Annotated in this window: 8 protein-coding genes and 1 CRISPR repeat array; all 8 genes read left to right on the top strand. The window is 43.3% G+C overall.

The genetic code is table 11. The features are described 5' to 3' along the window. Positions 1–61: 61 nt before the first annotated feature. The 8 genes from BDD30_RS17440 to iolB all read left to right on the top strand — a co-directional run bounded on the left by BDD30_RS17440 (position 62) and on the right by iolB (position 11948). On the top strand, positions 62–1573 hold the full coding sequence (locus BDD30_RS17440) for a CoA-acylating methylmalonate-semialdehyde dehydrogenase (protein ID WP_015834843.1): 1512 nt from the start codon (positions 62–64) through the stop codon (positions 1571–1573). A gap of 16 nt (positions 1574–1589) precedes the next feature. Continuing rightward, positions 1590–3524 (top strand): 3D-(3,5/4)-trihydroxycyclohexane-1,2-dione acylhydrolase (decyclizing), encoded by a 1935-nt coding sequence (gene iolD / locus BDD30_RS17435; protein WP_197535138.1) that lies wholly within the window; start codon positions 1590–1592, stop codon positions 3522–3524. Positions 3525–3887: 363 nt separating this feature from the next. Next, positions 3888–4874 carry an inositol 2-dehydrogenase gene (gene iolG / locus BDD30_RS17430; RefSeq protein WP_015834845.1) on the top strand — a complete coding sequence of 329 codons (987 nt, stop codon included), beginning with the start codon at positions 3888–3890 and terminating at the stop codon, positions 4872–4874. Between the two features lie 125 nt (positions 4875–4999). After that, positions 5000–6667 (top strand): solute:sodium symporter family transporter, encoded by a 1668-nt coding sequence (locus tag BDD30_RS17425; RefSeq protein WP_041382024.1) that lies wholly within the window; start codon positions 5000–5002, stop codon positions 6665–6667. A gap of 365 nt (positions 6668–7032) precedes the next feature. Next, positions 7033–8166 (top strand): Gfo/Idh/MocA family protein, encoded by a 1134-nt coding sequence (locus BDD30_RS17420; RefSeq protein WP_015834847.1) that lies wholly within the window; start codon positions 7033–7035, stop codon positions 8164–8166. 72 nt (positions 8167–8238) lie between these two features. Continuing rightward, positions 8239–10143, top strand: coding sequence for a bifunctional 5-dehydro-2-deoxygluconokinase/5-dehydro-2-deoxyphosphogluconate aldolase (locus tag BDD30_RS17415; protein WP_015834848.1), 1905 nt, complete (start codon positions 8239–8241; stop codon positions 10141–10143). Positions 10144–10182: 39 nt separating this feature from the next. Then, complete coding sequence (iolE, locus tag BDD30_RS17410) at positions 10183–11073, top strand: myo-inosose-2 dehydratase (protein WP_015834849.1); 891 nt, start codon at positions 10183–10185, stop codon at positions 11071–11073. Between the two features lie 47 nt (positions 11074–11120). Continuing rightward, entirely contained in the window at positions 11121–11948 is an 828-nt protein-coding gene (iolB, locus tag BDD30_RS17405; RefSeq protein WP_015834850.1) for a 5-deoxy-glucuronate isomerase, read from the top strand. A gap of 98 nt (positions 11949–12046) precedes the next feature. Next, positions 12047–12494: direct repeats of the CRISPR family, unit length 28 nt; unit sequence TTTCTAAGCTGCCTGTGCGGCAGTGAAC. Positions 12495–12507 lie beyond the last annotated feature (13 nt).

Here is a 12507-nt window from a genome sequence, read left to right as displayed (position 1 = left end):
ATATCTATTACTAACACTTCTGATTCAGTACAAACATCAAAATTCACGAGAGAGGCTCAGCATGGAACAAATAAAGAATTATGTTAACGGGCAACTCATTCCCAGTCACAGCTCCCGTTTTTCTCCTGTTTTTAATCCAGCCACAGGTGAACAAATTCGTCAGGTAACATTAAGTTCCGCCTCTGAGGTTGAACAAGCGATTGAAATCGCCCATCAGGCCTACAGCGAATGGTCTAAAGTTTCACCGCTTAAACGGGCCCGTGTGATGTTCCAGTTCAAAACATTACTGGAAGCTAATATGGACAAACTTGCACGCTTGATTACAGAAGAGCACGGAAAAATCTATTCAGATGCTATCGGTGAATTAACACGTGGTTTAGAAGTTGTTGAATTTGCCTGTGGCATTCCTCATTTGCAAAAAGGTGAACATTCCGCCAATACCGGAACCGGTGTGGATAGCCATTCATTAATGCAGCCTTTAGGTGTTTGCGCCGGAATTACCCCTTTTAACTTCCCAGCCATGGTTCCTATGTGGATGTTTCCTATCGCGTTAGCTACGGGAAACACCTTTATATTAAAACCATCAGAAAAAGATCCTTCTCTTGCTGTTGAATTAGCACTCCTGCTTCAACAAGCCGGTTTACCCAATGGGGCATTTAACGTTGTCAACGGTGATAAAGAAGCGGTCGACGTATTACTGACAGACCCGAGAGTGCAAGCCATCAGCTTTGTTGGTTCGACTCCTGTCGCTGAATATATCTACACCACCGCCTCTGAACATGGGAAACGCTGCCAGGCACTAGGTGGTGCCAAAAATCACTGTATTTTGATGCCAGATGCCGACCTTGATATGGCTAGTCACGCTATTACAGGTGCAGCTTTTGGCGCAGCAGGTGAGCGTTGCATGGCATTGTCTGTTGTATTAGCAGTTGGAGACGCAACGGCTGATGCACTCATTGAAAAATTGCGTCAACAGATCAACAAAATGTCTGTCGGTCCCGGCATTGTGGCAGGCAAAGAACATGATATGGGGCCAGTTATCTCCGCCCAGCATAGGGTTAAAATCTGTGACTATATCGCGAATGGCGAACAACAAGGGGCCAGCTTGTTAATTGATGGCCGTCAACTCAACATCCCCGGTTATGAAAATGGCTATTTTATTGGCCCGACATTGTTTGATAACGTCACACCAAATATGAAAATCTATCAAGAAGAGATCTTTGGTCCAGTGCTGGCAATCGTTCGTGTACCCGATTATGCCACCGCGCTAACATTAATTAACGAGCATCAATATGGTAATGGTACCGCTATATTCACCCGCGACGGAGAAACTGCCCGCCAGTTCAGCGAAGATGTACAAGCTGGAATGGTAGGCATCAATATTCCCATTCCAGTACCCATGGCATTCCACAGCTTTGGCGGCTGGAAGCGCTCAATTTTTGGTCCACTTAACGTTCACGGCAACGATGGTGTTCGCTTCTACACTCGCATGAAAACCGTCACCAGTCGCTGGCCGGCAAGTATCCGGTTAGAACATCATTCCAGCAGCTTTGTGATGCCAATAATGGAATAAAATGGGATTCTGTGACATGAACAAATCAACAATGACAACCGCTCAAGCACTGGTGAAATTCCTGAATCAACAGTATGTCGAAATAGATGATGAACAATACCCATTCATCAAAGGGATTTTTACTATTTTCGGCCACGGTAATGTTGTCGGATTAGGGCAAGCACTAGAGCAAGACTCTGGTCACTTGACCGTTTATCAAGGATGTAATGAGCAGGGAATGGCCCATATCGCAACAGGCTTCGCTAAACAGAAAAAGCGCAAACAGATTTTTGCAGTCACCTCATCTGTTGGCCCCGGCTCTGCCAATATGGTCACTGCTGCGGCCACTGCCACTGCTAATCGTATTCCTCTGTTATTACTACCCGGTGATCTCTTCGCCTGCCGTCAACCTGACCCAGTTTTACAACAGGTTGAACAGTTCCATGACTACACTATCAGCACTAATGACTGCTTCCGTCCCGTTTCTCGTTACTGGGACCGTATCTCCAGGCCAGAACAGCTAATGAGTGCGATGATTAATGCGATGCGAGTTTTGACCGATCCCGCTGATGCCGGCGCTGTCACAATTTGTCTACCGCAAGATGTTCAAGGCGAGATTTGGGATTTTCCTGACTATTTCTTTCAAAAACGGTTTCATCGCATTGAACGTCGCCCAGCTTCTGTCGCCATGATCAACGATGCCGTGGCACTCATAAACCGCAAGCAAAAACCCTTACTCATCTGCGGTGGCGGTGTGCGTTATTCAGAAGCACATGAAGCTTTCCGTCAGTTCGCAGAAAACTTCAATATCCCTTTTGCTGAAACACAGGCAGGTAAAAGCGCTGTGATTGCCGACCATCCACTGAATTGTGGTGGTTTAGGCACAACGGGTTGCCTTGCTGCAAACCTGATAGCCAAAGAAGCCGATTTGATTATTGGCATCGGTACCCGGTTTACCGATTTCACTACTGCATCTAAATCGCTATTTCAGCATCCGGATGTTGAATTTCTCACTATCAACGTCGCGGAATTCGACGCCTGTAAACTGGATGCCGTTCCCGTCGTAGCAGATGCCCGTGAGGGATTAAATGCCATTGCAGAGAAGCTTACTCAGTTAAGTTATCGCAGTGGTTATCAGAATGAAATTTCTCAGGTACGGGAAGCATGGAGAAAAGAATTAAACCGCCTGTTCGAAATTCAGTATCAGCAAGGTTTCATTCCAGAAATTTCCGGCCATCTTGATAATAAATTGGAAGAGTACAGTCAGGCATTACAAACCCAACTAACACAAACCAGGGTATTGGGATTATTAGACAAATACCTTGAACCTGAAGCGATTATTGTTGGTGCATCAGGCTCTCTGCCTGGTGACTTACAGCGGTTGTGGCAACCTAAACAACCGGATACCTATCATCTTGAGTATGGCTATTCCTGCATGGGTTATGAGATAGCCGCTGCTATTGGCGCCAAACTAGCCTGCCCCAACCAACCCGTTTATGCCATAGCTGGTGATGGCGCTTATATGATGCTGCATTCAGAGCTGCAAACCGCAGTACAAGAAAACATCAAGATCACCGTATTGCTGTTTGATAACGCCGGATTCGGCTGTATTAATAATCTACAAATGAGCCAAGGGATGGGCAGTTTTGGAACAGAAAACCGTTACCGGAATCCAGAAAGTAACAACATGGATGGCAGCCTGATTAAGGTCGATTTCGCCAAAAATGCAGAAAGTTACGGCTGCAAAAGTTACCGAGTCCACGATGAGCAGCAACTGCTTTATGCATTACAGGAAGCCAGAAAACAAACTTTACCCGTGTTAATAGATATCAAAGTTCTACCCAAGACCATGACACACGACTATGAGTCATGGTGGCGAACAGGAACGGCACAAATAGCCAAAAACCCGGCCGTAGAATCCGCCTCAGATAAGATAAAGGAGATAATTGCAACCAAAATACGCCAATACTAAAAGTTAGTGGCCTGTCAGATGACAGGCTATTTTCCCTTTATTGACCATTCCCAATTATTATTTCGAAATTTTCATTTCGAAAAAAAATCCATTTTTCCTTCCTAAAATCCCCATTACCAAACGTAGTAATCACTTAACAAAATTCACATTATAATTTGTTTTTAAAGGAAAATTTAATTAATCCATTTAGTGAAAATCTGACTTTAAGTGATCTGTTTAACATAAATTTAATATCATCATTAACAAAATGCTATCCGACACACAAAAATATAATTTCCAATTATATTAAAATTGAAATAAATATTCTGAATGATATATTTCTAAGTATACCCAAAGCAGATATTCAGGTATCAAGGAGCATCTATGTTCAACATCGCATTATTTGGCGCTGGACGGATTGGACAAGTACACTCGGTAAATATCACTAACCATAAAGAAACCTGCCTTTATTCCGTTGTCGATCCACATCAAAAAAGTGCTGAACTTTTAGCACAGAAATATCAGGCAAAAATACAAACTATTGAACAGGCAATGTCTGATCCCAAAATAGATGGTGTCCTTATTGCTTCAGCAACAGACACCCATGCAAACCTGATTGAACTCGCAGCAAAGCATCGCAAAAAAATCTTCTGCGAAAAGCCTGTTCACCTGGATATTGAACGTGTTCGTCATTGCCTTGAGACGGTCGAACAATATCAGATTCCGCTATTTGTTGGCTTTAATCGTCGTTACGATCCTCAATTTCGTCGAGTAAAAACTCTATTTGATGCTGGCACAATAGGAAAAGCTGAATCTCTGCTGATTACTTCCCGTGATCCCTCTCCTCCCTCTGTTGAATATGTCAAAGTTTCCGGTGGGATGTTCCGAGATATGACAATACACGACTTTGATATGGCACGTTTTATTATTGGTGAAGAACCATATTCGATATATGCACAAGGCAGCAACTTGGTTGATCCCGCAATTGGTCAGGTCGGTGATATTGATACCGCCTTTATTGTTATGAAATTCCCATCAGGTGCAATAGCCGCCATTACCAATAGCCGACGTTCCGGTTATGGTTATGATCAACGGATTGAATTACACGGTGAAAAAGGGCTACTTAGCGCCGGTAATATCAAAGAAAACAGTGTTGAACTTTGGGAAAACTCGGGTTGTTTAACGGCCAAACCAGAGCATTTCTTCCTGCAACGTTATCGGGAAGCATATATTGCAGAATGGGATCATTTTGTCGATGTTATGGCTGATCGCGCTATACCAGAATGCAGTGGCTCAGATGGCGAACAGGCTCTTTATCTGGCAGACAAGGCGCTTGAATCTCTACACTCCGGCAAAGAAGTCAGATTATAAAACAGGCCCAAGGCCCACGCCTGAATAACTGACTCACATTTATTTTCACAACAACAACGGGAAAAACCTTTTTTCCCGTCAGCACATTGCTGCCTGAAAAAAATAAATCAGGCGTGGAGGATAGTATGTTAGCTTTTCTCTCATTTCTCAGTTTTACCCTATTAGTCGCGGGCTTTGCTTATTACAAAACACATAATGCCCATCTGACAAAATCTACTGAAGGTTATTTTCTCGGTGGCCGTTCTTTGACGGGTATTTACATCGGCAGTTCAATGTTACTCATGAATCTCTCCACTGAACATTTAGTTGGATTAAATGGCTTAGCATTCCGAACTGGGTTTATCGTCATGGCCTGGGAAGTCATCGCAGCAATGACCATCGTTCTATTTGCTATTTATTTTCTGCCTAAGTACTTGAAACTTGGCATTTCTACTATACCAGAATATCTAGAACGCCGGTTTGATAAAAACACCCTGCTTATTACCTCAATTCTATTTCTGGCTATGTATGTTATTTCCTTGCTGCCCATTGTGCTATATACCGGTGCAATTGCACTGGAAAGTCTGTTTCAGGTTTCCAATATATTCCACGTGGATAAAACAACAGCCTTATGGATTATGGTTTGGGGAGTAGGTGGATTAGGAGCAATCTATGCCATCTTTGGTGGTATAAAAGCAATTGCAGTAGCGGATACCATTAATGGTGCTGGTTTAATCGTTGGCGGGTTAATGGTGACAATATTTGCTTTGCTTTATGTCGGTAATGGTAATGCCTGGAGTGGATTAGTTGAAGTTTATCAAGCTAACCCCGACAAATTTAACTCTATCGGTAGTGAAGATTCACTTGTTCCGTTTTCCACGTTATTTACTGGCCTAATAATTTCCAATATGTTTTTCTGGTGTACCAATCAATCCATTGTTCAAAAAGCCCTTGGTGCAAAAAACCTGGCAGAGGGGCAAAAAGGTGTCATGCTGTGTGCTTTCTTTAAGTTAATTATTCCCTCCATTATTATTCTACCAGGCATTATTGCTTTCCATATTTTCAAAGGGCAAATAGACAATCCAGATAACGCCTATCCAGAATTAGTACATCTGGTTTTGCCTGAAATATTAGTTGGCTTCTTTGCTGCCGTTGTTGTTGGCGCAGTATTTTCTACATTTAGCGGTGGCCTTAATTCATCCGTGACACTCTTTATCGTTAATATCTACAAACCACGAATCAACAAAAATGCAACTGAAGCTCAAACAGTCATTGTTAGTCAATATCTGGGGCTTGGGCTGGCGCTCATTACTATGATCGTTGCACCGTTAGTCGCAAATGCACCAGATGGTTTATTTTACCTCATTCAACAATTACAAGGGATTTTTAACGCGCCGATTCTTAGCGTAGTATTGATCGGCCTGATGACTAAACGTGTACCCCCTATTGCCGCTAAACTCGGCCTGTTATTTGGTATGTTCGCTTATATTACCTGTAATTTTATTCTGAAAATTGATCTGCATTTCTTTCATCTGGTTGGTATTCTGTTTGCTATTAATGTTATTTTCATGCTGATTATTGGCTATTTCTTTCCAGCCAAACCATTTGAAGATATTTATACCGAACAGGTAAATATTACACCGTGGTCTATGGTGAAACCTGTTGCATGGTTAATTATATTGGCTTCGATTTCTATGTATATATTTCTCGCACATCACGTCCCCCAAATAATCATGGTTATTTATTACCTGTTTGCTGCATTAGTGTTGTTTTATGTGTTCTATAAAATGGGTAAGTCCTTGCTCAGTAAGTAAAATAATAGAAAAATCTCTTCCCTACAATAATAGGGAAGAGAGCATTTACGCAATTTGCTCCCACCATTAAGTCACTAGCATCATATTCCAGAACATCAATGGAACAAAAGTTTCAAATTCCATTTATTTCACTGTTATTTATCTATGATAAATAAATAATTATAAAATTATCCATATTTAACATAATTTTATATTGAAAACCCTTATCAGATCACATATTAAAACAAATAATCCAAATTAAATTGAAAATGAAATAAATATTTCTTATAACGAAAATGCGACAACAACCAGGGTTAACTGCAACACTCAAGAACTTACTGTAAACAATAGACAATCTGTCAACTTTCATTCGGAGAAACACAGCTATGAAAGAGATTCGTATCGGCTTAATCGGTACTGGTTACATCGGGCGGACGCATGCAATTGCATATGCACAGGCTCCCACTGTTTTCCCGCTGAAAGGCAGGTTAGTTCGTGACATGGTAGCGGAAGTTTCTACTGAACTTGCAGCAAAACAGTCTGAAGCATTAGGCTTTCGGCGTTTTACCGATAATTGGCACGAATTAGTAGCAGATCCTGATATTGATGTTGTTGATATCTGTTCACCAAATTTTCTTCACAAAGAGATGGCACTCGAAGCAATCAAACACGGTAAGCACGTTTATTGCGAAAAACCATTAGCATTGAATTCAACTGATGCAAAACTCATGGTTGAAGCAGCCCAAAAAGCCGGAGTAAAGACACTGGTAGGGTTTAACTATGTAAAAAATCCTACTTCACAGCTGGCTAAAGAGATCATTGTCAATGGAGAAATTGGTGAAATCATTCACTTCTATGGCACTCATAACGAGGACTATATGGCCGATCCACTTAGCCCTATTCACTGGCACTGCTTCAAAGATAAAGCTGGATTAGGTGCATTAGGCGATCTTGCTGCTCATATCATCAATATGGCGCAGTATCTGGTTGGTAATATCCAAACTGTTTGCGGAGACATGGAAATCATCGTCAAAGAACGCCCAGAAAAAACCGATTCCCGCATTATGATTACAGTAGAAAACGAAGATCAAGCGCATGCTATGGTACGTTTCAGCAGCGGAGCAATGGGTATTATTGAGACTTCACGTGTTGCCTGTGGCCGCAAAATGGGCTTGAGCTACATCATCACAGGAACAAAAGGCACTTTAAGTTTCACCCAAGAAAGAATGGCTGAATTGAAACTTTACCGCCATGATGAACCAGCAAACCGCCAAGGATTTAAAACCATTCTTATTGGCCCTGAACATCCTGACTACGCACCATTTTGTCATGGTACCGGTCACGGCATCGGCTTCAATGATCAAAAAACAGTGGAAATCAGGGACTTGATTAATGGTATCGCCAGCAATAAAGAGATGTGGCCAGATTTCACTGAAGGTTGGAAAGTCTCACGTATTCTGGATGCTATTGCACGTTCTTATAAAGAACAACGTTGGGTGAATGTTACTGAAATCAATTAAATTTCCTCGTCAACGCTTAGCTACCGGAGCACATAAGCAACACCTGATGTTGTACTCAGAAGGAGTTTTTCAATGGACCAACGAAAAAAGTTTGATGTCATCTGTATGGGACGAATTGCCGTTGACCTTTATGGTCAGCAAATTGGGGCACGTTTGGAAGACATGGGAAGCTTCGCAAAATATCTTGGTGGCTCTTCCGGCAATGTTGCCTACGGTACTGCCCGCCAGGGACTTAAATCTTCCATGCTAGCCAGAGTCGGCGACGAGCATATGGGGCGTTTTCTCAGAGAAGAATTACAAAGTGTTGGCTGCGATACCAGCCATCTAATCACTGATAAAGAGCGTCTTACCGCACTGGTGGTGCTAGGAATCAAAGATAAAACAACTTTTCCACTGATCTTCTATCGTGATAATTGCGCCGATATGGCAATCACCCGTGATGATTTCAGTGAAAAATACATTGCATCAGCCCGTTGCTTAGCAATCACTGGCACACATCTTTCTCACCCGAATACCCGTGATGCAGTATTGACCGCCCTCAATTACGCCCGCCGCAATGGTGTCAAAACAGTTATTGATATTGATTATCGCCCTGTGCTTTGGGGGCTGACTTCTCTGGGAGATGGTGAAACCCGTTATATCGCATCGGAGCAGGTAACCTCTCAGTTACAGGAAGTGTTATCTCTATTTGACCTGATTGTTGGAACAGAAGAAGAGTTTCACATTGCAGGTGGATCAACAAATACCATCGAAGCACTACGCAATATCCGTAAACTGACTGCTGCTGAATTGGTCTGCAAACGCGGGCCACTGGGATGCTCTGTTTTTAGCGCAGAAATTCCTGCTGATCTGGACGATGGCATTACTGTACAGGGAGTTCAGATTAATGTACTCAACGTACTCGGTGCAGGAGATGCTTTTATGTCCGGCCTGTTACGCGGTTATCTTAATAACGAAGGTTGGGAAAAAGCCTGTACCTACGCTAATGCTTGCGGTGCATTAGTCGTCTCCCGTCATGGATGTGCCCCAGCAATGCCAGACAAAACAGAACTTGATAACTATCTGTCACGGGCCAATCAGGTACTACGCCCCGATTTAGATGAAACACTGAATCACCTTCACCGTATTGGCGCCCGTAAAAAGCAATGGGATGAACTGTGTGTAATGGCATTTGACCACCGTATCCAATTCATCGAAATGGCCCGTCAAGCAAATACCAGTATTAAGCGTATTTCATTATTAAAACAACTTTTACTGCGTGCCAGCCAGGAAGTTGCTGTAGAAGCTGGATTACAAGGGAAAGCAGGCCTGTTGTGTGACAGTACTTTTGGTCAGGATGTTTTAAACGAAATTACCGGTCAAGGTTGGTGGATAGGTCGCCCAATCGAGCTACCGGGCTCTCGTCCTCTTTGTCTGGAACATGGCAATATCGGTTCCCAACTGATTGACTGGCCGCTGGAACACATTGTCAAATGTCTGGTGTTTTTTCATCCAGAAGATACTCACCCACTCCGCCTGGAACAAGAGAAAAAAATTCGGGAAATTTATACCGCATGCTGTAAATCTGGTCACGAACTTTTACTGGAAGTGATTCTACCTGCGGAAATGAAGCACTCAGATGAATTCTATATCCGCGCACTTAGACGCTTTTACAACCTCGGAGTTAAACCGGATTGGTGGAAACTTCCCCCGCTCAGTGCCGATAGTTGGGACAGCATTAACTCTCTTATCCAACTGCTGGACCCCTATTGTCGTGGCGTCGTTATTCTTGGCCTTGATGCTACACAAGAAGAACTAGAAATAGGTTTCAATGCCACAACCGGCAAACCTATCGTCAAAGGTTTTGCCGTTGGAAGAACCTTGTTCGGTCAACCCTCCCTCCAATGGCTAAAAAACGAGATTGATGATAACCATTTGATAAAAAAGACAAAAACTAACTATCACAACCTGATTAGCCTGTGGCGTCAGCGAGGATAACAACATAACAAAATTATTTTATTCAACAGGAGTCTCATCATGGCTGTTCAACTTGGTATCAACCCTCTGACCTGGACTAATGATGACTTACCCACTCTCGGCGCAGAAACCTCACTGGAAACCTGCTTAACCGAAGGTCGTCAGGCTGGATTTGCTGGTTTTGAACTGGGCAATAAATTCCCTCGTCAAGCCAGCATATTAGGTCCGATTCTTACCGCACATGATCTAAAACTGGTTTCTGGCTGGTATTCCGGCGAATTACTCACCCGTTCGGTCACAGAAGAGATTAAAGCGGTACAATCTCACCTGACCCTGCTGCGCGAGCTTGGGGCCAATGTCATGGTATTTGCGGAAGTGACAAATTGTATTCACGGCGATCAGAACAAACCCGCTTATCTTCGTCCTCAATTTCCGGCTGATCGCTGGCAAGAATATGGTGAAAAACTGACTGCATTCGCCCGTTACACTCAAGAACAAGGCGTTCGGATTGCTTACCACCACCACATAGGAACCGTCATTGAAACTTCAGAAGATGTTGATCACCTGATGGAAAATACCGGTGATGAAGTTGGATTATTACTGGATACCGGTCATCTGACATTTGCTGGCGCTGACCCTCTAGCTGTCGCAGAACGCTGGGCAAAACGCATTAATCATGTTCACTGTAAAGACATCCGCCCTGATGTACTTAACGATGTGAAAAACCGTAAAACCAGCTTCCTTGATGCTGTATTGAGTGGGGTATTCACAGTACCGGGGGATGGTTGTGTTGATTATTCCGCAATTTTTCAGGTACTAAAAAAGCATCATTATAACGGCTGGTTGGTGGTTGAAGCAGAACAAGATCCTGCTGTTGCTCACCCATTCACCTACGCAACAATGGGTTATAACAATTTACATCAACTTGCCAAAAACGCAGGGTTACTTTAATTAGCCACTTATTTGACTCATGCAAAAGCAATACTGAGGTAAGTAACATGTCCAGATTATTATCAAAATATCATGCACCGGATCAGAACAAACGAACTCAACACATCACGCCTGAATCTGCAAACTGGCGATATGTCCACTTTGATGTTTATGAATTGGCCGTAGGTGAAAAAATCACATTACCCGCATCAGAAAATGAAACCTGTCTAGTTTTGGTGATAGGGAAAGCCACAGTGACTACACCACATCAGCAATTTGAGCATATTGGCGATCGCATGGACCCATTTGAACGTAAAAAACCTTATGCTGTTTACATCACTGTGGGGGAATCTGTTGAAATTATTGCGGATACAGCTCTTGAACTGGCTGTATGCCAAGCACCGGGAAAAGGAAACTACCCAACCCGCCTGATTACACCACAGGATATTGATGCAGAACAACGGGGAAATGGTTACAACCAGCGCTATGTTCACAACATCCTACCAGACAGTAAACCTGCTGATAGCTTATTGGTGGTAGAAGTCTTTACCGACGAAGGTTGTACCAGTTCCTATCCCAGCCATAAACACGATACAGACGATGAACCACAAGAAACCTATCTGGAGGAAACCTATTACCATCGTCTAAACCCATCTCAAGGATTTTGTATGCAACGCGTCTATACTGATGACCGTTCACTGGATGAATCAATGGCTGTTTACAACAAGGATGTGGTGATGGTTCCCAAAGGCTACCATCCAGTGGCAACCATTGCCGGTTATGACAACTATTATCTCAATGTCATGGCCGGACCAACCCGCAAATGGCTATTTACTTGGGAAAAAGATCACCAATGGGTTAATAGTGAAGAATATGCTCATAAGCACAATAAATGATGCATATTTAAGCGGAAGCATTTAGCGCACTCAATTGAGTGCGCTGCTGCCTGTACGGCAGTGAACTTTAGCGCTGCCCCTGCCACCGTGTGCCCCCCTTTCTAAGCTGCCTGTGCGGCAGTGAACCTCAAACCTACGAGATTTGTTACGTCGATTCGTTTCTAAGCTGCCTGTGCGGCAGTGAACACCCGCGAGGGGCGGGTCTCTGTTTTTTTCTTTTTCTAAGCTGCCTGTGCGGCAGTGAACTTCATTTTATAAAGCCTCGATTTTATACCCCTTTTCTAAGCTGCCTGTGCGGCAGTGAACGCGCAGTCATATCAGGGTTTACTGCGACGGCCTTTCTAAGCTGCCTGTGCGGCAGTGAACAGCTACTTGTTGATGAAGTATTGGAGTATGCATTTCTAAGCTGCCTGTGCGGCAGTGAACTCCGGCTCGTTGCGGAATGTCTTGATTGAAAATTTCTAAGCTGCCTGTGCGGCAGTGAACGTGGCTGCGGCACAAGCGCGGGTTTCGTTTGATTTCTAAGCTGCCTGTGCGGCAGTGAACTGTTAAGAATTAA

The sequence above is a fragment of the Photorhabdus asymbiotica genome, assembly GCF_003634575.1.
In the GTDB taxonomy this organism is placed as follows: domain Bacteria; phylum Pseudomonadota; class Gammaproteobacteria; order Enterobacterales; family Enterobacteriaceae; genus Photorhabdus; species Photorhabdus asymbiotica.
Note: the sequence above shows the minus strand (reverse complement) of the source record. Positions and strands in the feature narration are given on the sequence as shown.

Excerpts from the sequence above, each read along its gene's own strand:
- BDD30_RS17440 (WP_015834843.1), top strand. The coding sequence starts at position 62 with ATGGAACAAATAAAGAATTATGTTAACGGGCAACTCATTCCCAGTCAC.
- iolD (WP_197535138.1), top strand. The coding sequence starts at position 1,590 with ATGAACAAATCAACAATGACAACCGCTCAAGCACTGGTGAAATTCCTG.
- iolG (WP_015834845.1), top strand. The coding sequence starts at position 3,888 with ATGTTCAACATCGCATTATTTGGCGCTGGACGGATTGGACAAGTACAC.
- BDD30_RS17425 (WP_041382024.1), top strand. The coding sequence starts at position 5,000 with ATGTTAGCTTTTCTCTCATTTCTCAGTTTTACCCTATTAGTCGCGGGC.
- BDD30_RS17420 (WP_015834847.1), top strand. The coding sequence starts at position 7,033 with ATGAAAGAGATTCGTATCGGCTTAATCGGTACTGGTTACATCGGGCGG.
- BDD30_RS17415 (WP_015834848.1), top strand. The coding sequence starts at position 8,239 with ATGGACCAACGAAAAAAGTTTGATGTCATCTGTATGGGACGAATTGCC.
- iolE (WP_015834849.1), top strand. The coding sequence starts at position 10,183 with ATGGCTGTTCAACTTGGTATCAACCCTCTGACCTGGACTAATGATGAC.
- iolB (WP_015834850.1), top strand. The coding sequence starts at position 11,121 with ATGTCCAGATTATTATCAAAATATCATGCACCGGATCAGAACAAACGA.